23 protein-coding genes and 2 pseudogenes are annotated in these 21,259 nt (G+C 71.1%); 15 read left to right on the forward strand and 10 right to left on the reverse strand.

The annotated features are described in order from the left end of the window. Window positions 1-35 precede the first annotated feature (35 nt). Together L942_RS20750 and L942_RS20755 are read left to right on the forward strand one after the other, a co-directional pair. A pseudogene (locus L942_RS20750) lies at window positions 36-599 on the forward strand (GrpB family protein); the annotation flags it as partial. Window positions 600-624: 25 nt separating this feature from the next. Further along, window positions 625-1,568: pseudogene (locus tag L942_RS20755) on the forward strand (D-2-hydroxyacid dehydrogenase family protein). Here the strand turns inward: L942_RS20755 and L942_RS20760 are convergent. The 5 genes from L942_RS20760 to L942_RS20780 all read right to left on the reverse strand — a co-directional run bounded on the left by L942_RS20760 (window position 1,565) and on the right by L942_RS20780 (window position 6,333). After that, window positions 1,565-3,067 (reverse strand): alpha/beta hydrolase, encoded by a 1,503-nt coding sequence (locus L942_RS20760; protein ID WP_037362898.1) that lies wholly within the window; start codon window positions 3,065-3,067, stop codon window positions 1,565-1,567. The pseudogene L942_RS20755 and the gene L942_RS20760 sit on opposite strands and share 4 nt — an antisense overlap. Further along, a complete protein-coding gene (locus tag L942_RS20765; protein WP_037362899.1) occupies window positions 3,064-3,879 on the reverse strand; it encodes a serine hydrolase domain-containing protein in 816 nt (271 codons plus the stop codon). Before L942_RS20765 ends, L942_RS20760 begins: the two co-directional genes overlap by 4 nt. A 123-nt stretch (window positions 3,880-4,002) precedes the next feature. Beyond that, window positions 4,003-4,272, reverse strand: a complete 270-nt coding sequence (locus L942_RS20770; RefSeq protein WP_037362901.1) for an HPr family phosphocarrier protein — start codon at window positions 4,270-4,272, stop codon at window positions 4,003-4,005. A 28-nt stretch (window positions 4,273-4,300) separates the two neighbouring features. Next, window positions 4,301-5,539, reverse strand: a complete 1,239-nt coding sequence (locus L942_RS20775) for a PTS transporter subunit EIIC (RefSeq protein ID WP_037362903.1) — start codon at window positions 5,537-5,539, stop codon at window positions 4,301-4,303. Continuing rightward, window positions 5,536-6,333 (reverse strand): GntR family transcriptional regulator, encoded by a 798-nt coding sequence (locus tag L942_RS20780; RefSeq protein WP_037362905.1) that lies wholly within the window; start codon window positions 6,331-6,333, stop codon window positions 5,536-5,538. The genes L942_RS20775 and L942_RS20780 overlap by 4 nt, the downstream gene beginning before the upstream one ends. A 245-nt stretch (window positions 6,334-6,578) precedes the next feature. Between L942_RS20780 and L942_RS20785 the strand changes: the two genes are divergently transcribed. Then, window positions 6,579-6,815 (forward strand): glucose PTS transporter subunit EIIB, encoded by a 237-nt coding sequence (locus tag L942_RS20785; protein WP_037362907.1) that lies wholly within the window; start codon window positions 6,579-6,581, stop codon window positions 6,813-6,815. Then, entirely contained in the window at window positions 6,812-7,267 is a 456-nt protein-coding gene (locus L942_RS20790) for a PTS sugar transporter subunit IIA (protein WP_037362909.1), read from the forward strand. The genes L942_RS20785 and L942_RS20790 overlap by 4 nt, the downstream gene beginning before the upstream one ends. Window positions 7,268-7,316: 49 nt before the next feature. Here the strand turns inward: L942_RS20790 and L942_RS20795 are convergent, their stop codons facing one another. Continuing rightward, the gene (locus L942_RS20795) at window positions 7,317-7,742 is read right to left on the reverse strand and encodes a Rieske (2Fe-2S) protein (protein ID WP_037362911.1); all 426 of its coding nucleotides are present in this window, start codon (window positions 7,740-7,742) and stop codon (window positions 7,317-7,319) included. 100 nt (window positions 7,743-7,842) lie between these two features. On the opposite strand from L942_RS20795, the gene L942_RS20800 reads away from it, so the two are divergent. Then, window positions 7,843-8,226: a hypothetical protein gene (locus L942_RS20800; protein WP_037362913.1), complete on the forward strand. Its 384-nt coding sequence runs from the start codon at window positions 7,843-7,845 to the stop codon at window positions 8,224-8,226. Here the strand turns inward: L942_RS20800 and L942_RS20805 are convergent. Next, window positions 8,214-8,630 carry a pyridoxamine 5'-phosphate oxidase family protein gene (locus tag L942_RS20805; protein ID WP_037362915.1) on the reverse strand — a complete coding sequence of 139 codons (417 nt, stop codon included), beginning with the start codon at window positions 8,628-8,630 and terminating at the stop codon, window positions 8,214-8,216. The genes L942_RS20800 and L942_RS20805 overlap by 13 nt on opposite strands. Before the next feature lie 82 nt (window positions 8,631-8,712). On the opposite strand from L942_RS20805, the gene L942_RS20810 reads away from it, so the two are divergent. From L942_RS20810 to L942_RS20840, 7 genes are all read left to right on the forward strand, one after another. Then, the gene (locus L942_RS20810; protein ID WP_037362917.1) at window positions 8,713-9,645 is read left to right on the forward strand and encodes an AraC family transcriptional regulator; all 933 of its coding nucleotides are present in this window, start codon (window positions 8,713-8,715) and stop codon (window positions 9,643-9,645) included. 104 nt (window positions 9,646-9,749) lie between these two features. Next, window positions 9,750-10,595, forward strand: coding sequence for a prepilin peptidase (locus L942_RS20815; RefSeq protein WP_037362920.1), 846 nt, complete (start codon window positions 9,750-9,752; stop codon window positions 10,593-10,595). 49 nt (window positions 10,596-10,644) lie between these two features. Beyond that, window positions 10,645-11,832 carry a chorismate synthase gene (gene aroC / locus L942_RS20820; protein ID WP_037362922.1) on the forward strand — a complete coding sequence of 396 codons (1,188 nt, stop codon included), beginning with the start codon at window positions 10,645-10,647 and terminating at the stop codon, window positions 11,830-11,832. Beyond that, entirely contained in the window at window positions 11,829-12,353 is a 525-nt protein-coding gene (locus tag L942_RS20825) for a shikimate kinase (protein ID WP_200862871.1), read from the forward strand. The genes aroC and L942_RS20825 overlap by 4 nt, the downstream gene beginning before the upstream one ends. Window positions 12,354-13,053: 700 nt before the next feature. Further along, window positions 13,054-14,169, forward strand: a complete 1,116-nt coding sequence (aroB, locus tag L942_RS20830; protein WP_037362925.1) for a 3-dehydroquinate synthase — start codon at window positions 13,054-13,056, stop codon at window positions 14,167-14,169. Continuing rightward, window positions 14,166-14,597 carry a type II 3-dehydroquinate dehydratase gene (aroQ, locus tag L942_RS20835; RefSeq protein ID WP_037362927.1) on the forward strand — a complete coding sequence of 144 codons (432 nt, stop codon included), beginning with the start codon at window positions 14,166-14,168 and terminating at the stop codon, window positions 14,595-14,597. The genes aroB and aroQ overlap by 4 nt, the downstream gene beginning before the upstream one ends. 483 nt (window positions 14,598-15,080) lie before the next feature. Next, window positions 15,081-16,571, forward strand: coding sequence for a beta-xylosidase (locus L942_RS20840; protein WP_037362980.1), 1,491 nt, complete (start codon window positions 15,081-15,083; stop codon window positions 16,569-16,571). On the opposite strand, the gene L942_RS42070 is transcribed toward L942_RS20840, so the two are convergent. Next, the gene (locus L942_RS42070) at window positions 16,495-17,094 is read right to left on the reverse strand and encodes a B-4DMT family transporter (protein WP_051166121.1); all 600 of its coding nucleotides are present in this window, start codon (window positions 17,092-17,094) and stop codon (window positions 16,495-16,497) included. The genes L942_RS20840 and L942_RS42070 overlap by 77 nt on opposite strands. Window positions 17,095-17,223: 129 nt before the next feature. Here L942_RS42070 and L942_RS20850 point away from each other — a divergent pair, with 129 nt between their 5' ends. Genes L942_RS20850 through nusB form a run of 3 tightly spaced genes read left to right on the forward strand, consistent with a single transcriptional unit; the run spans window position 17,224 to window position 19,386 of the window. After that, window positions 17,224-18,321, forward strand: a complete 1,098-nt coding sequence (locus L942_RS20850) for a M24 family metallopeptidase (RefSeq protein ID WP_037362929.1) — start codon at window positions 17,224-17,226, stop codon at window positions 18,319-18,321. A 43-nt stretch (window positions 18,322-18,364) separates the two neighbouring features. Next, window positions 18,365-18,928 carry an elongation factor P gene (gene efp / locus L942_RS20855; RefSeq protein ID WP_037362932.1) on the forward strand — a complete coding sequence of 188 codons (564 nt, stop codon included), beginning with the start codon at window positions 18,365-18,367 and terminating at the stop codon, window positions 18,926-18,928. Further along, window positions 18,928-19,386 (forward strand): transcription antitermination factor NusB, encoded by a 459-nt coding sequence (gene nusB / locus L942_RS20860; protein WP_037362934.1) that lies wholly within the window; start codon window positions 18,928-18,930, stop codon window positions 19,384-19,386. The genes efp and nusB overlap by 1 nt, the downstream gene beginning before the upstream one ends. 1,086 nt (window positions 19,387-20,472) lie before the next feature. Here the strand turns inward: nusB and L942_RS45895 are convergent. Together L942_RS45895 and bldD are read right to left on the reverse strand one after the other, a co-directional pair. Beyond that, window positions 20,473-20,607, reverse strand: a complete 135-nt coding sequence (locus tag L942_RS45895) for a hypothetical protein (RefSeq protein WP_268745732.1) — start codon at window positions 20,605-20,607, stop codon at window positions 20,473-20,475. Window positions 20,608-20,613: 6 nt separating this feature from the next. Further along, window positions 20,614-21,102, reverse strand: a complete 489-nt coding sequence (bldD, locus tag L942_RS20865) for a transcriptional regulator BldD (protein WP_003096372.1) — start codon at window positions 21,100-21,102, stop codon at window positions 20,614-20,616. Between the last annotated feature and the right edge of the window lie 157 nt (window positions 21,103-21,259).

Raw genomic sequence — 21,259 nt, forward strand, 5'->3', positions numbered from 1 at the left:
TGGCTGTTTTCAACCAGCATCAGGGGGATCACACGGTGACCAGGCAACAGTTCAGCGAGAACGAAATCCAGGCGGCGTGGGTCGGCGAGGCTCCGAAACACGGCACCACCATCACCCTCGCCGAGTACGACCCGGAATGGCCGCGGCTCTACGAACGCGAGGCAGAGCGGATCCGCGCGGCGCTCGGGGACCGCGTGCTGCTGCTCGAACACGTCGGCTCCACCTCGGTGCCCGGGCTCGCCGCGAAGCCGGTCGTCGACATTCTGCTCGAAGTGCCCGATTCGGACGACGAAGCGGCGTACGTCCCCGATCTCCAAGCGGCGGGCTACCGGCTGGTGATCCGCGAGCCGGAGTGGGAGAAACACCGGTGCTTCAAGGGACCGGACACGAACATCAACCTGCACGTCCATTCGCCGGGCAACGGCCAGACCGAGCGGTACCTGCTGTTCCGCGACCGGCTGCGCACTCATCCGGAGGAGCTGGCGTTGTACCTGGCGAAGAAACGCGAACTCGCCGCGCAGGTGTGGGAGTACGTGCAGAACTACGCCGACGCGAAGAACGATGTGATCGACGAGATCATCGAGCGGGCGCGGAACGCCTGACTTCGCGGCTACGGTGGGCGGCATGAAGATCGCGATTCTCGACGACTACCAGAACGTGGCTCTCCAGTGTGCGGACTGGGAGCCGCTCGGGGCGGAGATCGAGGTGTTCACCGAGCCGTTCGCCGGACCTGACGAGGTGGTGAAGCGGCTGGCCGGGTTCGACGTCGTGGTCGCGATGCGCGAGCGCACGCCGTTCCCGGCCGCCGTGTTCGACCGGCTCCCCGACCTGAAACTGCTGGTCAGCACCGGTCGGCGGAACGCGGCGATCGACCTGGACGCGGCGAAACGGCGCGGCGTGGTGGTGTCGGCGACCGGTGCCCTCGCGTCGCCGACGGTGGAACACACGTGGGCGCTCATCCTGGCCGGCGCGCGCAATCTGCCGGTGGAGTTCCGTTCGATGCGCGAGGGCGGCTGGCAGGTCGGTCTCGGAATGGCGTTGCGGGACAAGACCCTCGGCCTGCTCGGGCTCGGCAGGCTGGGGCCGAGGTCGCGCGGATCGGCCAGGCGTTCGGGATGAAACCGATTGCCTGGAGCCAGAACCTCACTCCGGAGCGGGCGGCCGAGCACGGGGTCGCCGCGGTGTCCAAAGAGGACCTGTTCGCCCAAGCCGATGTGTTGTCAGTCCATTTGGTCCTGTCCGAGCGCACCCGCGGGTTGGTCGGCGCGGCCGAATTCGCCGCGATGAAGCCGACCGCGCTCCTGGTGAACACCTCGCGCGGACCGATCGTGGACGAAGCCGCACTGCTGGACGCGTTGCGCGGCAAGAAGATCGCCGCGGCCGCGCTCGATGTCTACGATGTCGAGCCGCTGCCCGCGGACCATCCGTTGCGGACGCTGGACAACGCGATCCTCACCCCGCACATCGGGTACGTGAGCCGGGAGACGTACGAGATCTTCTACGGCGGCGCGGTGGAGGACATCGCCGCGTTCCAAGCGGGCGAGCCGATCAACGTGCTGAACGGCTAGGGGAACGGCCGGACCTCCGGCGGGTAGACCGTCCCGTCGGCAGGCGCGGTCAGGTCCGCGAAGTACCGCGTCGTCGCGGCGGAAGCGGCCGTGCTGGGCACATCGAGCGTGGTGTGCCCGGCGCCGTCGACCACGACCACGTGGCCGTCGCCGAGTTCTCGCGCGGTGGCCTGGGCGTTGGCGAGCGGCGTGACCGGGTCGTTCCGGTTGGCCAGGATGAGGATCGGGTGCTGGCGCGGCCGGTTCCACGGGCCGAGGTACCGGTCCTCGTCCCGCGCCGGCCAGCCGACGCACTGCGCCATCGAAAACACCGGCGCGATTCCGAAATACGGCTGCCGTTTCGCTTCGGCGGCAGCGAGTTCGGCGTACGCGGCGGGATCCTGCGGGAGTTCGCTGTCCAGGCACTGCACCGCGAGGAAGCCGGGCGAATGCGTCGGCACGCGCGGATCGAGCACCGGCGCGGGCGAGACCGGCGAGGACGGTACGAGCCCGGCGAGCGTCTTGGCCAACCGCGGCCAGCGGGCTGATTGATACAGCGCCCGGTCGATCGTTTCCATCAGCGACGCCACCGTCATGCCGCCGACCGGACCATGGGTCAGCCGGGCGTACACCGAGGCGAACTTCTGCTTCAGGTCACCCCCGGCGAACGCGCATTTGTCCGGTCCGGCAGCGCTGCACGCGGCGAAGAACGCTTCGAGTTCCTGCTGCTGCGCGGTCGCGACGTCGGCGCGCACGTCGACCGGCTTGTTTTGCTGACCGGGCTGTCCAGTGGAGTTCGCGACGAGGTCGAGCGTGCCGTCGAGGACCATCGCGCGCAGCTTGCCGGGGAACAGGTTCGCGTAGGTGCCGCCGAGATACGTGCCGTAGGAATAGCCGTAGAAATTCAGCTGCTGCTCGCCCAGCCCCTGTCGCAGCAAATCCATGTCTCGCGCGACATTCGCGGTCGACAGATGCGACAACTCCGCGCCGGCGCCGGCCGCGCACGACTTGCCGACCGCCGCGCTGGCGGCCCAGAACGCCGCGCTGTCCCGCAGCGGCGAACCAGCCGCGGGCGGCGTTCCCGGGCACTGCACCGGGGCGCTGCCGCCGATCCCGCGCGGATCGAAGCTCACCAGGTCGAACTTGGCTCGCAGTTCTTCCGGGTACCGGGGGCCGAACCGCATCAGCTCGCCGACCCCGTCGGTGCCCGGTCCGCCGAAATTGATCACCAGCGACCCGACGCGGTGCGCGGGATCGGTGGCGGGCATGCGGATCACCGACAGATTCAGCTTCGCGCCGCCGGGATCGCGATAGCTCAACGGAACCGGCGCGGTCGCGCATTGAAAACCGCCGCCGTGGCACGGCGCCCAGTCGAGCTCGGGGACTGCGGCGCCGTTGGTGCCCAACGGAAGCGGGGCGTCCGGCGCGGGCAACGCCTGCGGCGTTTGGGTTTGCGCGGCCGGTGCGGAACAGCCCGCGACGAGCAGCACCAGCGCGGCTAGCGCGGACCGGAGTCTCACGCGGAGAGTTCCGCCAGCACAGCGTCGGTGAACGGCGGCCACACTTGCGCGGCCCACGGCCCGAACGACCGGTCGGCGAGCGCGACGCAGGCGTGGCCCGCGTCCGGGTCCACCCACAGGAAAGTGCCCGACTGCCCGAAGTGGCCGAACGTGCGCGGCGAACTGTTCGCGCCCGTCCAGTGCGGGCTCTTGTGGTCGCGCAGTTCGAAGCCGAGCCCCCAGTCGTTCGGCTTCTGGTGCCCGAAGCCGGGCAGCACGCCGTTCAGGCCGGGGAACGCGATTTCGGTAGCCGCGTTCAGGGTTTCCGGTGCGAGAAGCTTGGGCTCCTGCAATTCCGCGGCGAACCGCAGCAGGTCGTCCACTGTGGACACCGCGCCCGCGGCGGGGGAGCCGTCCAGCCGGGTCGACGTCATGCCCAGCGGTTCGAAAAGCGCTTCCCGCTGGTACTCGGCGAACTCGATGCCGGAGTGTTCGGCCAGCGCGTCAGCCAGCTCCTCGAACCCGGCGTTGGAGTACAGCCGGCGCGTGCCGGGCTCGGCCATCGCCTTGTGCGCGTCGAAAGCGAGCCCGGAGGTGTGCGCGAGCAGATGCGCGACGGTCGAGCCTTCCGGTCCGGCCGGCGTGTCCAGCTCGACCACGCCCTCTTCGATCGCGATGTGCGCGGTGTAAGCGGTGAGCAGCTTGGTGACTGACGCCAGCCGGAACGGGCGGGCCGGGTCGCCGTGGCGTCCGCGCACCTCGCCGGAAGCGGAGACCACCCCGGCCGCGGCGTGGTCCACTGGCCATTCGTCGATCAGGCGCAGGCTCTCCATGCCCGCCAGCGTAATAGGACCCGCTCGCGGGCTGTTTCGCAGTGCCCGGACGCGGCGAACCGTGCGGAGCCCCGGAAGTTCCGGCGCCCCGCACGGTTCGCGTTTTCCCCTGGAACGATATCGCTACTGAGCGTCGAGATCGGTGGCGACCAGCTCGGCGACGGCCTCGACCGCCGCCTCGGCACCGTCTCCTTCGGCGCTGATGACGACCTCGTCGCCGAACGCGGCGGCGAGGGTCATCAGGTTGAGGACGCTGCCGGCGGCCACCGGTTCGCCGCCGTCCTTGGCGATCCGCACCGCCACGGGCTGGGCCGCGGCCGCCTTGGCGACCAGTGCGGCCGGCCGGGCGTGCAGCCCCACCTTGCTGGCCACGGTGACGCGTTTCTCCGGCATGGTGTTCCTCTCTTGCTGTTTCCGGGTGTTACTTCGCGGCCGTGCGCTCGAGGTCGGCCTCGACCGAATCGTCCTCGCGGCCCGGCGTGCGCAGGTTGAACTTGGTGATGACGAAGCGGAACACCACGTAGTAGATCACGGCCAGGACGAGCCCGATCGGGATCAGCAGCCACGCTTTGTGCGCGGTGTCCAGCGACGAGTTCAGCGCGAAGTCGATCGCGCCGCCGGAGAACGAGAAGCCGAGGTGGATTCCCAGCGCGTTGCAGACCGCCAGCGAGATGCCGGTCATCACCGCGTGGAAGATGTACAGCGGCCACGCGACGAACATGAACGCGAACTCGATCGGCTCGGTGACGCCGGTGACGAAGGCGGTCAGCGCGGCCGAGATCATGATGCTGCCGACGAGCTTGCGCTGCTCGGGGCGGGCGGTGTGCACGATCGCGAACGCCGCGGCCGGGAGGGCGAACATCATGATCGGGAAGAACCCGGTCATGAACGCGCCGGAACCCTGCACGTGGTTGAAGAAGTTGGTCAGGTCGCCGCCGCCGAAGATGAACCACACCGGCACGTTCAGCAGCTGGTGCAGGCCGACCGGGATGAGCAGGCGGTTGAGCAGGCCGTAGATCCCGCCGCCGAGGACCGGCGAGCCGACGACCGCCTTGCCCGCCGCGGTGATCGCCTCGTCGACGTACTTGAAGACCAAGCCGAAGACCACGCCGAGCACGAGCATCGCCAGCGCGGTGATGATCGGCACGAACCGGCGGCCGCCGAAGAAGGCGAGCCAGGACGGCAGCTTGATCCGGTGGAACCGCTGCCACAGCAGCGCGGCCACGATGCCGGTCACGATGCCGGTCAGCACGCTGTAGGGCCAGTGGATCGGTGCGCTCTCCCAGCTGGGCTTGTAGCCCTGCTGGCTGCTGATCGGGGCGATCACCTGGATCACGTTGTTGAACACGACCCAGCCGATGACCGCGGCGACGGCGGTCGAGCCGTCGCCCTTGCGGGCGAACCCGACCGCGATGCCGATCGCGAAGATCAGCGGCAGCCAGTTGAAGATGCTGCCGCCCGCGGCGCCGATCACGTCGGCGGCTTTGCCCCAGTTGAGACCGTTCTTGCCGAGGACGTCGTCCTGGCCGAGCCGGTTCAGCAGACCGGCCGCGGGCAGGGTCGCGATCGGCAGCATGAGGCTGCGGCCGAAGCGCTGCAGCCCGGCGAGGCCGCCGCCCTTCTTCTTCCCGCCGGCCCCAGCCGCGGTGGTGGCGCTCATCGGATACCTCCATTGTGGGGTTGGTCGCCGGAACCCGGGGAGTTCCGGTCCAGCTGCATGGTCACCTGGTAGTGGTCGCCCCGGTACCAGGACGTCATGTCCTCGACCGGTTCGCCGCCGGAGCTGGAAACCCGGCGGAACACCAGGAGCGGACTGCCGGTGCGCATGCCGAGCAGGCGCGCCGTCTCGCGGTCCGCGGATTCGGCCCACACCGTCTGGTACGCCTGGTCCGGCCGGCGCGAAAACGCGTCGGCCAGCTGGGCGTACAGGGAACGGGTCAGGTCGAGGTCGAGCAGGCCGGGGGTCCGGCCCGCGTGGTACCAGCCGCGTTCCACGGCCAGCGGAACGCCGTCGGCGCGCCGCAGCCGCACGAGCCGGTGCGCGGGCACGCCCTCGGCCAGGCCGAGCGCGCGCGCCGAAGTCACCGGCGGGACCTCAGTCGAGGTCGAGATCACTTCGGTGGTCGGGGTGAGCCCGCGCCGGCGCATGTCGTCGGTGAACGACATCAGGTACACCTGCAGTTCCATCCGCCGGGCGGCGGTGAAGGTGCCCTTGCCCCGGACCCGGGCCAGCAGTCCTTCCTCGACGAGCTTCCCGATCGCCGAGCGGACGGTGAGCCTCGAAACGCCGTAGTGCTGCGCGAGCTCTCGCTCGGACGGGATCGGCGAGCCCGGTGGGAGCTCGCGCTCCACCAGGCGGCGCAGGATCTCCCGCAGCTGGGCGTGCTTCGGCGTCGGCCCGTTGACCACGCGCTCGGCGGGTTCGGGCGGCGGAACGTGCGCGGCCGCGCTCATCTCGGTGTCGCCCTCCCTCGCCTGTCGCGCACCGGGGCCGGTGCTCGCGTCCGCGCCGGAAGATTGGTACGTTCCGGTCTAGACCAATGATCTGATGGGGCAGGATGCTCCGCAGCGAGAGCGGGTGTCAACCACCGTTATGCGTTCGTGGCCGGGCTCGCCCGGCAAGGCGGCAAACGGCGTAGTAATGGTGGCGGAGCGCACCTGTTCTGAGTGGGAAACCAACGGGATACGAGGAGGCCGCGATGGCGGATGACAGGCCGGAAAAGATTCTCGCGGCGCTCGGCGGCGCGGACAACCTCATCGAGATCGAGGGCTGCATCACGCGGCTGCGGTGCGAGATCGAGGACATGTCCTTGGTGGACGAAGCCGCGCTGAAGTCGGCGGGCGCGATGGGCGTCGTGAAGATGGGCTCGGCGGTCCAGGTCATCGTCGGCCCGGAGGCGGACACCATCGCCAGCGACATCGAGGACTTGATGTGAGCCTGCCGATCCTGAGCCCGGTGGCGGGCGAGGTCGTCCCGATCGCCGAGGTGCCCGACCCGGTGTTCGCCGAGGCGATGGTGGGCCCGGGCATCGCGGTGAAGCCGTCCGGCGGCCGCTCCGACGCGGTCGCCCCGGTCGACGGCACCGTGGTGACGCTGCACCCGCACGCGTACGTCGTGGCCACCGAGGACGGCCGTGCGGTGCTCGTGCACCTCGGCATCGACACGGTCAAGGAAAAGGGCGAGGGGTTCACCCTGCACGTCGTCAAGGGCGAGAAGGTGCGGGCGGGCCAGCCGATCGTGGGCTGGGACCCGGAGGCGGTCGCCGCCAAGGGCTACGCGCCGATCGTCCCGGTCGTCGGGCTCGACGCGTCCGCCGACGTGCTCGCCGGCCTCGAAGGCGGGCGCACGGTCGCCGCCGGCGACGAGTTGTTCACCTGGAACAGCTGATCGGCAGCGCCCTTTGTGGACGGTGACTGTCCACAAAGGGCGATTCCGGTCACGCCGTGACGACTTCGCCGTTCTCGATCTTCACGGCCACTTTGGACAGCGGCTGGCTCGCCGGTCCCTTCTTCACCTCGCCGGTCAGCGCGTCGAACACCGAACCGTGGCACGGACAGCTCGCCTGACCGTTCTGCGGCGGTTTCACGGTGCAGCCCTGGTGCGTGCAGACGACGCTGAAACAGACGACCGTGCCCGCGGAGGGCTGTGCCACGAGCACGTCCTGCCCGTCCGGCGTTTTCGCGGATTTCGCTTGTCCCACCGGCACTTCGGCCAGCGCGATCACCTTTCCGCCCGGCTTCGGGGCGGCCTGTCCCGATCCGCCGTCGCCGCTCCCGCAAGCGGTGAGAGCGACGGCGGCGGTCCCCGCGACAGCCGCGCCGGAGACGAGGACGGAACGGCGGGAGTGAAGTTCGGCAGTCATGTCTCCTGCAACGAACCGGGACGGCTCCGGGTGCCGGTGAACCGTCCCGTTCGCCCGTGCGTGTAGTTCGTATCCGGGATCCGCGCGGAAGGAGACGCCCATGTTGACCACCTGGATGCGAGTGCTGGGCGCGGCGGGCCTGGCCGGCTCCGCCGCGATCCACTTCTTCCTGTACTGGGGCAGCGGTTACGCGGACATCCCCGTGGTCGGGCCGCTCTTCCTGGTGAACGGTATCGCCGGCGTGGTCATCGCGGTCGCGCTGCTCGCCTGGCGACACTGGCTGCCGGCCTTCTTCACGCTGGGCTTCGGAGGCGTGACGCTGCTGGCCTACCTGCTGTCGGTGACGGTGGGCTTCTACGGCGTGCACGACCAGTTCAACAGCCAGTACGAGTACTGGGGCGTGATCACCGAAGCGGTCTGCGTGATCTGCGGCCTGGTGCTGCTGGTGCAGGCGATCCGCGCGAGGACGGCTCAGAACGCGTAGCGGCGCACCTTCTCCGGGTGGATCACGACCCGGACCTGGGGGAGGTCCTGCAGCATTTTCACGCCGGCTTCGGCTTCGGGCGTGCTGAGGTCCCAGTACCGGGCGGCCAGCCTGCGGGCGAGGTCGTGCCCGCCGTCGGCCTCGATCGTGACCCTCCCGGCGACGGACACCCAGCGCTCCGGTTCCCCGACCGGCGCCGCGACGACGATCGACGCGCGCGGATCCTCGCGCAGCTGGCGGATCTTGGCCGAGTCCGGGGCGGTGAACAGCTGGATCGTGCCCTCGTCGGTGGCCTCGAACCACACCGGCCGGGGCTGCGGCGGCCGCGGTCCGGCGGCGACGGTCAGGAATCCGTGCAGGGGACGGCGGAGGAACTCGAGATCGTGGTCGGTCAGAGTGCTCATGCCGGGGATTCAACCGTGGGTGTTCGGACGATCCCATAGGTCATCCGCCGGATTTCCTGTCCATTCGTCTAATCTCGGCGGAGTGGACGCGTTCAGCGATTTGATCCGCGGGGTGCGGGCGCACGGTTCGTTGTTCGGCAGCACGGCCCTGTCCGCGCCGTGGTCGCTGCGCTTCGTGGACGGCGCTCCGCTCACTTTGTGCACGCTCTTGAGCGGCGAGGGCTGGATCGTGCCGGAAGACCACCCGCCGGAGCTGGTGCGCGCCCGCGAGACCATCCTCGTCCGCGGCCCGTTCTCCTTCGTGGACAGCCTGGACACCACCGCCGCGCCGGTCGAATGCGGCGAGTTCTGCGCCACTCCCGACCAGGGCGGCACCCGGCACCGCCTGGGCTGGAACGATCCGCTTGACGGCGACACCACCCTGATCGTCGGCGCGTATCCGGTGCGCAGCCGCGGCCGGATGTCGGCGTTGCTGGACGCGCTGCCGGTCGTCGTCCGGCCGCCTTCCCCGGCGGAGGAAGACCCGGTGCTGGACCATCTGGCCGCCGAACTGGCCGTCGACGCGCCCGGCCAGCAGATCGTCCTGGACCGCCTGCTGGACTGGATGCTGGTCTGCCTCCTGCGGGACTGGTTCGACCGTCCCGGCGGAACCCCGCCGCCGTGGTGGGCCGCCCAGCGGGACCCGGTGGTGGGCGCGGCTCTCCGCCTGCTGCACGAGGACCCGGCCGCCCCGTGGACGGTCGGCACGCTGGCAACGCGGACCGGAGTTTCGCGCTCCACGCTGGCCAAACGCTTCGCGGACCTGGTGGGGGAGCCGCCGATGACGTACCTGACCCGATGGCGGATGACCCTCGCCGCGGATCTGCTGGCCGAACAGCCGTCGATGTCGATTGCGGAGGTGGCGCGCGCGGTGGGGTACTCGGACGCGTTCGGGTTCAGTTCGGCTTTCAAGCGGCTTCGCGGCGTCAATCCGACTGGCTACCGGCGCTCTTCTCACGCCGGGGTTCCCGGCTGAAGGCACCCCCACCGAGTGAACCTTCCGGCGTGTCGCGCACGAGGGGTCCCCTCGCACCCTGATTCGTTTGCCCTGGTCCAGGCGGTGGCGACAGGCTTGGCCACATGGTCCTGATCCCAGTGCTCGCGGCCGGGGCGGTGGTTCCCGTGCTGCTGGTGATGACGAAGAAAGCCGGCGCCCCGGTCTCTGCCGTGCTCGGCCTGACCGCCGCCGTCGCGGCAGTTGCCGTGGCCGCGTCGCGTGCCGACGCGGGCGCGTTCCCGGCGTGGTGGTTGCCGGTGGCGTGGCTGGTCTCGGTGCTCGGCGTACCGCTCGCGCTGGCCGATGCGCGACACCGCCGTCTTCCGGACGTCCTCACCCTGCCCGCTTACCCCGCTGTCGCGCTGACACTCACCCTCGCCGCCGTCAGCGGCGGAGGATGGCGGCTGGCTGCCGGGGCGGTCCTGGGATGCCTGCTGTTCGGCGGGACGCACCTGATCGTGCACCGCTTGTCGGCCGGTGGCCTGGGTCCCGGGGACGTGAAACTGGCCGGGTCCTTCGGCGCTGTCCTGGGCGCGGTCGGCGGGCTGGCTCCCGCGGTGGCGGCGGTGCTGGCGGCGATGGTGAGCCTGGCGGCGGTGGTGCCGAGGTGGCTGATGCGCCGGTTCCGTCGAATGCGGGGGCCTGGGGCTTCTGTCCGGTCCGCCTTCGCGGCAGCGCGCTCACCCGGCATCGAGCCGGCCGGCGGCTTGTCGCCGCGTGCTGAACCGGAAGGAGGATCCGGCGAGCCGACGTCGAGTCTCGTACCGCGGGAGGCTGAGCCGGTTCGGCCGTCCGTGCCGGCCGACGTCGGCTTGGTGCGGCCCGCCCGCGTCCGCGCCGGTCCGCTCCGCGTCCCGTATGGCCCGGGCCTCGTTCTGGCCACCTGGGCGTGCGCGGTCTTCCCAGCCGCTGGAACGGGCATCGCCTGAGGCCAGGGGCTCTGCCCGGCCCGCGGACCGGCCGTGACAGGATTGGCCGGTGCTGCGCTGGATCACCGCTGGAGAATCGCACGGACCCGCCCTCGCCGCTGTGCTCGAAGGGCTGCCTGCCGGGGTGGAGGTGACGACCTCGGACCTGTCCGCGCAGCTCGCGCGGCGCCGGCTCGGGTTCGGCCGCAGCCCGCGGATGGGCTTCGAGACCGACCAGGTCCAGTTCCTCGGCGGGGTCCGGCACGGGGTCACCCAGGGCGGCCCGATCGCCGTCCAGATCGAGAACGCCGAGTGGCCCAAGTGGGAGAAGGTCATGGCGGCCGACCCGGTCGACGAGGCCGAGCTCGCCGGGCTCGCCCGCAACGAGCCGCTGACCCGGCCCCGCCCGGGGCACGCCGACCTGCCCGGGATGCAGAAGTACGGCTTCGACGAGGCCCGTCCCGTGCTGGAGCGCGCCAGCGCCCGCGAGACGGCCTCGCGGACCGCGCTCGGCACGGTCGCGCGGAACTTCCTGCGGCAGCTGCTCGGGGCCGAGGTGTTGAGCCACGTCGTCTCGATCGGCGGGGCGGAGGCTCCCGACGGCCCGCTTCCGCAGCCGGGCGACCTCGCCGCGATCGACGAGAGCCCGGTGCGCGCGTTCTCGGCCGAGGGGACCGAGGCGATGGTCGCCGAGGTCGACGCGGTGCGGAAGGCCGGCGACACCGTCGGCGGCGTGATCGAGGTGATCGTCTACGGCCTGCCGCCGGGCCTCGGCTCGCACGTGCACTGGGACCGGCGTCTCGACGCGCGGCTCGCCGGCGCGCTGATGGGCGTGCAGGCGATGAAGGGCGTCGAGGTCGGCGACGGTTTCACCACCGCACGCCGCTGGGGCAGCCAGGCACACGACGAGATCGACCGCGGCACCGGGCCGGTCGGCGTCACGCGCCGGTCGAACCGCGCGGGCGGGCTCGAGGGCGGCATCACCAACGGCGAACCGCTGCGGGTGCGCGTCGCGATGAAGCCGATCTCGACCGTGCCCAAGGCACTGTCCACAGTGGACGTCCGGACCGGCGAGCCCGCCGTGGCGATCCACCAGCGCTCCGACGTGTGCGCGGTGCCGCGCGCGGGCGTGGTGCTGGAATCGGTCGTGGCGCTGGTCGTCGCGGACGCGGCGCTGGAGAAGTTCGGCGGCGACTCTCTGGCCGAGACCCGGCGCAACGCGCAGGCGTACCTGAAGGCGCTCGAGGAGCGCTGGTGAGCCCGCGCGCGGTTGTCGTCGGACCGCCGGGCTCCGGCAAGAGCACGGTCGGCCCGCTGCTGGCCGCCGCGCTCGGCGTGAGCTTCCGCGACACGGACGACGACATCGTCGCCCGTGCCGGACGCGCCATCTCGGACATCTTCGCCGACGACGGCGAACCGGCCTTCCGCGCGCTCGAGGAGGAAGCGGTCGCCACCGCCCTCGCTGAACACGACGGAGTCCTTTCCCTCGGCGGCGGCGCCCCGCTCGCGCCGGGCACCCGCGCCCGGCTTCGAGACCACACGGTGGTTTTCCTGAACGTCGGGCTCGCCGCCGGAGTGCAGCGCACCGGGATGTCCAGCGCCCGCCCGCTGCTCGCCGGCATCAACCCGCGCGCCACCTTCAAGGCCCTGCTCGACCAGCGGCTGCCGGTGTACCGCGAGGTGGCGACCGTCGAGATCGAGACCGACCACCTGACGCCCGAAGAGGTCGTCGCGGCCGCGGTCGCCGCCCTCGAACCCGAACGGGTCCGCGAACAGTGACCCGCCCCCGGCCCGGACCCGGCCAGCCCGGCGCCGCCCGGCTGTCCGCGCCGAGCCGCGCGCGGTCCGCGGCCTGGCCCCGGCCCGGCCAGCGAGACCGGCCAGCCTCACGTCTTTTGGAGACCGCTCCGCGAGACCGGCGAGCCTCACGTCTTTTAGAGACCGGTCGGCGAGACTGGCTGGCCTGGTGTCGGCTGGAGACCGGTCGGCGAGACCGGCGAGCCTCACGTCTTTTAGAGGCCGGTCGGCGAGACTGGCTGGCCTGGTGTCGGCTGGAGACCGGTCGGCGAGACCGGCGAGCCTCACGTCTTTTAGAGACCGGTCGGCGAGACTGGTCAGCCTGGTGTCGGCTGGAGGCCGGTCGGCGAGACCGACCAGCCTCGCGTCCGCCGGAGACCGGTCCGCGAGACTGGTCAGCCTGGTGTCGGCTGGAGACCGGCCCGCCAGCCCGGCCAGCCTCGCGTCCGCCGGAGATCGGTCGGCGAGGCCGGGTCTGTCGTGACCGGCGAACCCCAGTCACCCCGAACGGTGGGCACCGAGTCGGGTCGTGCGGTACCGGTCAGCCGGTCCCGCCCGCGTCGGCCTTTCCGTTCGGGAACGAGCATCCCGTCCGCGTCGTCCGCGTCGGCCGGAAGCAGCCGATGCCCTCGATCCACCGTCCAGTCCAGGACCGCCCGGTCCGGGAGCAGTGAGGAGAACCGTGTCCGCCACCCCGCCCGTCCGGATCCGGGTCGCCACCGCGCAGCCGTACGACGTGCTCGTCGGGCGCGGCCTGCTCGGCGAACTCACCGAGCAGCTCGCCGACGCGTCGAAGGTCGCGCTGATCCACCCGCCGACGCTCACCGCCACCGCCGAGGCCGTCCGCGACGAGCTGGCCGCCGCCGGACTCGACGCGCATCGCGTCGAGATCCCCGACGCGGAGGACGGCAAGGCCTTCTCGGTCGCCAGTTTCTGCTGGGAGGTGCTCGGCCGGATCGGGCTGGACCGCCGCGGCGTGGTCGTCGGGCTCGGCGGCGGGGCGGTCACGGACCTCGCCGGGTTCGTCGCGGGCACCTGGATGCGCGGCGTCCGGCTGGTGAACGTGCCGACGACGCTGCTCGGCATGGTCGACGCGGCCGTCGGCGGCAAGACCGGGATCAACACCGAAGCGGGCAAGAACCTCGTCGGCGTCTTCCACGAGCCCTCTGCCGTCCTGGTCGACCTCGCGACGCTGGAATCCTTGCCGCGCAACGAACTCGTCGCCGGAATGGCCGAGATCGTCAAGACCGGTTTCATCGCCGACCCGCGGATCCTCGAACTGATCGAGGCCGACCCGGAGCAAGCGCTCGACCCGGCCGGCGACGTGCTCGCCGAACTGGTCCGCCGCTCGATCCAGGTGAAGGCCGACGTCGTCGCGGCCGACCTGCGCGAGTCCGACCTGCGCGAAATCCTCAACTACGGCCACACCCTCGGCCACGCCATCGAACGCCGCGAGCGCTACCGCTGGCGGCACGGCGCGGCGGTCAGCGTCGGCCTGGTGTTCGCCGCGGAACTGGCCCGCCTGGCCGGCCGCCTCGACGACGCCACCGCCGACCGGCACGCTTCGGTGCTCAAGCTGATCGGCCTGCCCACCACCTACGCGCCGGACGCGCTGCCCCAGCTGCTGGAAACCATGAAGGGCGACAAGAAAACCCGCTCCGGCGTGCTGCGGTTCGTCGTCCTCGACGGACTCGGCAAACCCGGCCGGCTGGAAGGCCCCGACCCGTCGCTGCTCGCCGCCGCCTACTCGGCGATCGCGGCCGAGACCCCGGAAAACGGCGGGAGCGTGCTGCTGTGAAAGCGTTCGTGTTCAACGGCCCCAACCTCGGCCGCCTCGGCAAGCGCGAGCCGTCCGTCTACGGCTCCACCACGCACGACGACCTCGCCCAGCTGTGCGTCGCGACCGGCCGGGAACTGGGTCTCGACGTCGAGGTGCGCCAGACCGACCACGAGGGCGAGATGATCGGCTGGCTGCACGAGGCCGCCGACGCGGGCGCACCGGTCGTGCTGAACGCCGGCGCGTGGACGCACTACTCGATCGCCGTCCGCGACGCCGCCGCCCAGCTCACCGCACCGCTGATCGAACTGCACATCAGCAACGTGCACAAACGCGAGGAATTCCGGCACCACAGCGTGCTTTCCGACATCGCGACCGGGGTGATCGCCGGTCTCGGGGTGGAGGGTTACGGGCTCGCGTTGCGGTGGATTGCCGCGCGTTCGTCCTGAGCTGGCGGGCGGAAAGCCACCCCGGGCGGGCGGTTCACGGCCGCCTGGCGTGCTTGCGGTGTCGTGCCCGGCGGGTTGCGGCGTGTTCCCCCTGCACTCGCGGCCGAAATCCACCCGGCAGGCACTTCGTAGCCGCCCGGCGTGCTTGCGGTCTCGTGACAGGCGGGTCGCGACGCATGCCGTTGCCCTCGCGGCCGGAAAACACCTCCGGCGGGCCAAAAGCCGCACCGCGCTCTCCGACAGCGCAACCGCAGTGAGCTGAGGCCTCGGCGGTGCAATGGGGCGTAGCGCAAGCTGCCTGTAAGCAGCGAAGCACCCGGATCCACCGATACAGCCTCCTTTCCCGCACGAAAGCAAGCCCCCGGTAAAACCCGCTGACCGCGCGGCGCATGCGCCATGTCGTTCACCCATCCGGTGCCGTTGTCGCTACACTCGGCGATCATGCACCCGTTTCGTCGTGGGGGTCGGCGACCCGTGCGTCCGCTGCTCTCGCTGCTGATCGCCGGGTCTCTCGTTTCCGGGTGCAGCCAGACGTTGGCCCAGCCGCAAGCCGAGGGCACGGGGCAGGGCGGCATCGCGGGCGGTGCGCCCCAGGCACCGAAGGATCCGCCTCGGGCGGCGGACGTCGCGCTCGCCGCGGGGGCTAGCCGGCAGAGCGGCGGAGTGGTGGCCGCCGGGGCCGCGGACGCGTCCTACAACTACGGCCCCACCGTGATGGTCGAGAACGGCCGCACCCGGATCTGGTGGTGCAGCCAGTACAGCAGCGCGCCGCCGCCGGGCGACGACATCCTCTACGCCGAGGGTCCCTCGGCCGACGGACCGTTCACCGGGCCGGGTGGCGGCGCGCCTCCGGCGGTGCTGTCCGGCGCGCCCGGCAACTTCGACGGCATGCACACCTGCGACCCGTCGGTGCTGCGCGTCGGCGGCACGTACTTCATGTACTACACCGGCGCGGCCGGCGATCACGCGCTCGGCAACGCGATCGGCATGGCCACCAGCCCGGACGGCATCCACTGGACCCGCTCCAACGGCGGCAAGCCGATTCTCGGCGCGTCCCACGACGTCCACCGCGCCAACGTCTACGGCGCCGGGCAGCCTTCGGTGGTCTTCCTCGACGGCTGGTACTACCTGATGTTCACCGACACCACCGGCCGCGCGGCGGGCTGGAACGGGGCGGTCCAGTTCGTGATCCGGGCGCACGACCCGGTGTTCCGCGAGGGCGTGGAAGCGTTGGGGGAGAAGGGCTTCGAGCCTACCGCGTCGACCGCCGCGCCGCGGACGCGTTCGGTGGTCGACGCGTTCAGCGTGGATCTGGAGTGGGTCGGCGCGCTCGACGCCTTCGCCATCGCGCACGAAACCGCGGCCGGCACCACGATCACCTTCTGGGACCGCGATTTCACGATGCAGCCGTACCTGCCGGTCGTGCTCCCGGGTGCGTGGAAGGAAGGCCCCGGCCTCGTCCGCCGTCCCGACGGGCACGCGCCGACGTCGGTCAGCGACCCGTGCGATCTGGTCTCGCTGGACGTCGTGCGCGCCACCGAGATCGGCCCGACCGGCGCGCCGACCGGGCTCAAGCACTTCGGGCTCGACGTGAAGGGCGCGGGCGGCTGCTCGACCCCCGCGCGCACCACGGCGACCTTCGACGGCGTCGCGATGCCGTCGCCGGACCGCATGATCGACCTCTACCGCCGCGGCGAGCGGATCCGGATCGACCGGCGTTCAGTCGCCGCGGTGCTCGCCGGGGAACTGGTCGACCGGCCGCTGCCGCAGGCGCCGGACGTGCCGGTGAAAACCCGCCTGCGCTCGGGCGCGACCGTCGTGCACGCGTACGGCCGCGGCTACGGCATGGTGCTCGACGGGCAGCTTTACGGCTTGCCGGACACGACGATCGTGGACCTCAACGGTTCCGGGGTGCAGGAGATCGACCCGCGACAGTGGGACGACGCCGCGCGCGGTTTGCCGCTGGGCGGCTGACCGGCGACGGCTTCGGAGCGGTCCGCGGGGTCGGGCTCGGCGGGAGTTCGAGTTCGCCGGAGCGGCTGCCGGTGCCGGCCTCGTCCTCGTCGTCCGGTTCCGGCTCGGCATCCTCGGAGGCCTCCTCCGCCGGACGGCGCATCCGGCCGCCCACGAACAACCCCAGCCCGGCGGGCACCAGCACCAGCAACGCGGAGAACGCCGCTCCGCCGGTGAGCGCGGCGCCCAGCTCGGAAACCCCGGTCTGGTCGACGAAAATCGCCCGTCCGATCACATACAGGATGCCCGAGACCACGCCCGCGACCAGGGAGGCGATGAACCACGCGCGCCCCCTGTCGCGCAGGCCGCGCCAGCCGTCGATCGCGCTCCACAGCGCCGCCACGCCGACCAGTACGGCGATGGTGAGCGACGTGAACAGCGTCTGGCCGGTCGGGTGGAACACGGACCACTTGGCGAGCAGCGTCATCGCGGCGGCGTGCACGACCGCCATGACCAGCCCGCGCGTCAACCAGGCACCCAGCATGGACGGAGTGTAGGCGCGCCGAAGTTAACCGCCAGTAGGCCGCCCTCCTCGCCGCGCCGCAATCACGCCGGAACCGCCGCCGGACCAGCGCCGGAAGGACGCCCGGACACCGCTGGTTAAGCTGGCCGGGTGCCGGAAATCCACGCTCACCGCCGCGCCGCGCTCGCTGCCCTGCTCCACGAGAACGGGGTCGACGCGCTGCTGGTCACCGATCTGCTCAACATCCGCTACCTGACCGGGTTCACCGGGTCGAACGCCGCGCTGCTGCTGCACGCGGGCGGCGACGCGAAGACCCTGTTCTGCACCGACGGGCGCTACACGACCCAGTCGGAGGCGGAGGTGCCCGACCTGGAGCGCGTGCTGGACCGCGCCAGTGCCCGCGCGCTCGCGGCGCACGCGGCGGAGCAGCTCGCAGACTACGGCCGGACCGGGTTCGAAAGCCAGCACGTGAGCGTCGAGGAGCACGAGAACCTCAAGGTGCGCTTCGACCGGGTCGAGCTGGTCCGCACGCCGGGGCTGGTCGAGCAGCTGCGGATGGTCAAGGACGAGGTCGAGATCGCCGCCCTGCGCGCCGCGTGCGCCGCCGCCGACCGTGCGCTGGCCGCCTTGCTCGAGGCCGGGGGAGTGCGGCCGGGCCGGACCGAGCTGGAAGTGGCTCGCGACCTGGAGAACCGGATGCTGGAGCACGGTTCGTCCGGGGTCTCCTTCGAATCCATCGTCGCCGCCGGGCCGAACTCGGCGATTCCGCACCACCGCCCCACCGGAGCCGAACTGCGCCGCGGCGACTTCGTGAAGTTCGACTTCGGCGCGACGGTCGACGGCTACCACTCGGACATGACCCGCATGGTCGTCCTCGGCGAACCCGCCGACTGGCAGCGCGAGATCTACGACCTCGTGCACCGCGCGCAGGCGGCGGGCGCCGAGGCGGTCCGTCCGGGTGCCGTGGTGTCCGAAGTGGACGCCGCGGCGCGCTCGGTGATCGCCGACGCCGGGTACGGCGAGCAGTTCGCGCACGGTCTCGGCCACGGCGTCGGGCTGGAGGTGCATGAGGCACCGAGTCTCGCCGCGGCGGGCGTCGGTACACTGTCCGCCGGTATGGCGGTCACCGTCGAGCCTGGCGTGTACCTCGCGGGGCGCGGTGGCGTGCGCATCGAGGACACGCTCGTCGTGCGGGACTCCGGACCCGAACTCCTCACCCTGAGCACCAAGGACCTCGTGGCCGTCTGACGGCCGCGGCCGAAGAGATCGAACACAGGAGACCTGAAGACTCGTGGCCACCACCAACGACCTGAAGAACGGACTCGTCCTCAACCTGGACGGCCAGCTGTGGAGCGTCACCGCGTTCCAGCACGTCAAGCCGGGCAAGGGCGGTGCGTTCGTGCGCACCACGCTCAAGCACGTGCTGACCGGGAAGGTCGTCGACAAGACCTTCAACGCAGGCACGAAGGTCGAGACGGCCACGGTGGACCGCCGGAACATGACGTACCTGTACCGGGACGGCGCCGACTTCGTCTTCATGGACGGCGACACCTACGACCAGATCACCGTGCCCGCCGAGACCGTCGGCGACAACGCGAACTACATGCTCGAGAACACCGAGGTCCAGGTCGCGGTGCACGACAACGAGCCGCTGTACGTCGAGCTGCCGACCTCGGTCGAACTGGTCATCCAGCACACCGACCCGGGCCTGCAGGGCGACCGCTCCACCGGCGGCACCAAGCCGGCGACGCTCGAGACCGGCGCGGAGATCCAGGTCCCGCTGTTCCTCTCGACCGGCGAGAAGATCAAGGTCGACACCCGCGACGGCCGATACCTCGGCCGCGTCTCCAGCTGATGGCGGACAAGCTTCCCCCGCACCCGAACCGCGGCGGCGCGATCAGCAGGCGGCAGGCCCGCCGGCGCGCGGTCGAGATGCTGTACGAGGCCGCCCAGCGGTCCGCCGACCCGGTCACGCTGCTGGCCGACCGGGTCGGCGCGGTCGAGGTCGACCCGGTCGCGGACTACACGATCACCGTCGTGGAGGGCGTCACGGCCCACCGCGAGCGGATCGACGAACTCCTCGCCGAACACTCGCAGGGCTGGACGCTCGAGCGGATGCCGCCGGTCGACTTGGCTGTGCTGCGCGTCGGCGTGTACGAGATGCTGTGGTCGGAGGACGTCCCCGACGCGGTCGCGATCGACGAAGCGGTCGGCCTCGCGAAGGAACTTTCGACGGACGACTCGCCCCGGTTCGTCAACGGCGTGCTCGGCCGCATCGGCACGATCGCCGACCGGCTGCGCGCGATCCTGTAGCCCGGAGGTAACCCGGCCGGGGGAAAGCGCCACCTGAATGGCCGCTGCCTGATCGGGGCACCGCCGGTTCCGCGGCGGCCGGTGCGAGGGGCGGCGGAGAGAAAATTGATCACCGAGCGGAATCGGAATCGGTCGGCGAGCGCCCCTCGCGACGGTTCGGCCGGCCCGGTTTCGCGTCAATCCGGCGAGGTTCGGACGGCGGGCTTCCGATCTTGCTGCGGTGAGTGAGCACCCCGCCGGAGCGGGTGTCGGAACCGCCGGCGGGCACCGGGAAATCGCGGCGGGGCAAGCCTTTCCGGCGGCCGGGAGGACATGGTCTGGCGGGGGAGTGGCGAGGCCGGTTACCGGGAGCCTTGGCGGGGGAAAGCGGCGAAGCCGGATGCCGGGAGCCTTCGCGGGGAGCTGCGAAGCCGGTTGCCGGGAGTTCTGGTGGGGAAGCAGCAAAGCCGGAGATTGAGAGCCCTAGCCGGAAACGGCGAAGCCGAACGCCCGGAGTCCTGGTGAGAAGCGGCGACGCCCGAGGTCGAGAGCCTTAGCGGGGAGCTGCGAAGCCGGATGCCGGGAGTCCTGGTGGGAAGCAGCGCAGCCGAATCCTGGGAGTTTTGGCGGGTAGAGGGCGACGTCGGAGGTTGAGAGCGTTAGCGCGGAGCGGCGATGCCGAACGCCGGGAGTCTTGGCGGAAAAGGGCGACGTCGGAGGTTGAGAGCCTTAGCGGGAAGCTGCGATGCCGGATGCCGGAAGCCCTGGCGGGGAATGGCGAGGCCAGTTGCCGGGAGTCTTGGCGGGGAAGCGGCGAGGTCGAAGGTTGAGAGCCCTAGCCGGAAGCGGCCAAGCCGAATGCCGAAAGCCCTGGCGCGAAACCACGCTCGGGGAGAACGTTCCCATCGCAGAAAGCCGGTCGCGAGCGGAGCGAAACCCCAGGCCAGGCAAGAGAATCCGCCAGCGTCTGAAGTTCGCGGCGGAGAGTCAGCCCCGGCGGGGAACCAAGTTCCGGCGCGGAAATGCGCCGGAATCCGCCGCGGGTTCTCTTCCGGGCGGAACAACACGGGAGAGCAGGATTCACCGCGCGCGGCGGAACGAAGCAGGTCAAAGGTCAGCGGGCAGCCCGGAGCACCCGAGGCCGACCCGGCTCGGCGCGGCCGGATCCCCGAAGCGCGGCGGGCGTTCCCGGTTCCCCGGGTGCGGGAAGCCCGCCGCGTCGTGCACGGCCGCTGCCGCCATCAGTGCTCAGTCCTCTTTGGACGGGCGGGCTTCCGGCGGGAGGACGCCCCAGTCGATGAGCTGCTCGGTCAGCTCGCCGGGGGTCATGTCGTAGATGATGGCGAGCGAGCGCAGGTCCTCGGTGCGGATGGAGAGCACCTTGCCGTTGTAGTCGCCGCGCTGGCTCTGGATCGTGGCCGCGTACCGGGCGAGCGGGCCGACCTTCTCCGCGGGCAGCTGCTGGAGCCGCTCCAGGTTGATCACGATCTTCGTGGCGGGCTCGGCTCCCGAGGGGACCCGGCCCTCCGGCAGCAGTTCGACCACCGGCACGCCGTAGAAGTCCGCCAGCTCGGCCAGCTTCTGGACGGTGACCGCCCGGTCGCCGCGCTCGTACGAGCCGACCACGACGGCCTTCCAGCGTCCGCCGGACTTCTGCTCGACCCCGTGCAGGGACAGGCCTTGCTGCTGGCGGATTCCGCGGAGCTTGGCCCCGAGCGCCTTGGCGTAATCGCCCATCTGGTGGTTCTCCGTTTCATCGCCCCTGCCCAGGCCGGGAGGACCGGGCCGGGGACTCCTCGAGTCGAATACTCAGAGTAATGGTTACGCATAGTTGTCACCAGGTCAAGCAGAAGGTCGGTCCGCGCAGGTGGCGGCCGTGCGCGTACCACCCGGA

The sequence above is a fragment of the Amycolatopsis orientalis DSM 43388 genome (genome assembly GCF_000411975.1).
GTDB classification, from domain to species: domain Bacteria; phylum Actinomycetota; class Actinomycetes; order Mycobacteriales; family Pseudonocardiaceae; genus Amycolatopsis; species Amycolatopsis orientalis_D.

Excerpts from the sequence above, each read along its gene's own strand:
- L942_RS20770 (WP_037362901.1), bottom strand. The coding sequence starts at position 4,272 with ATGCCGGAGAAACGCGTCACCGTGGCCAGCAAGGTGGGGCTGCACGCC.
- L942_RS20800 (WP_037362913.1), top strand. The coding sequence starts at position 7,843 with ATGTTGACCACCTGGATGCGAGTGCTGGGCGCGGCGGGCCTGGCCGGC.
- L942_RS20785 (WP_037362907.1), top strand. The coding sequence starts at position 6,579 with ATGGCGGATGACAGGCCGGAAAAGATTCTCGCGGCGCTCGGCGGCGCG.
- nusB (WP_037362934.1), top strand. The coding sequence starts at position 18,928 with ATGGCGGACAAGCTTCCCCCGCACCCGAACCGCGGCGGCGCGATCAGC.
- L942_RS20795 (WP_037362911.1), bottom strand. The coding sequence starts at position 7,742 with ATGACTGCCGAACTTCACTCCCGCCGTTCCGTCCTCGTCTCCGGCGCG.
- L942_RS20765 (WP_037362899.1), bottom strand. The coding sequence starts at position 3,879 with ATGGAGAGCCTGCGCCTGATCGACGAATGGCCAGTGGACCACGCCGCG.
- L942_RS20775 (WP_037362903.1), bottom strand. The coding sequence starts at position 5,539 with ATGAGCGCCACCACCGCGGCTGGGGCCGGCGGGAAGAAGAAGGGCGGC.
- L942_RS20815 (WP_037362920.1), top strand. The coding sequence starts at position 9,750 with ATGGTCCTGATCCCAGTGCTCGCGGCCGGGGCGGTGGTTCCCGTGCTG.
- L942_RS42070 (WP_051166121.1), bottom strand. The coding sequence starts at position 17,094 with ATGCTGGGTGCCTGGTTGACGCGCGGGCTGGTCATGGCGGTCGTGCAC.
- bldD (WP_003096372.1), bottom strand. The coding sequence starts at position 21,102 with ATGGGCGATTACGCCAAGGCGCTCGGGGCCAAGCTCCGCGGAATCCGC.
- L942_RS45895 (WP_268745732.1), bottom strand. The coding sequence starts at position 20,607 with ATGGCGGCAGCGGCCGTGCACGACGCGGCGGGCTTCCCGCACCCGGGG.
- L942_RS20805 (WP_037362915.1), bottom strand. The coding sequence starts at position 8,630 with ATGAGCACTCTGACCGACCACGATCTCGAGTTCCTCCGCCGTCCCCTG.
- L942_RS20780 (WP_037362905.1), bottom strand. The coding sequence starts at position 6,333 with ATGAGCGCGGCCGCGCACGTTCCGCCGCCCGAACCCGCCGAGCGCGTG.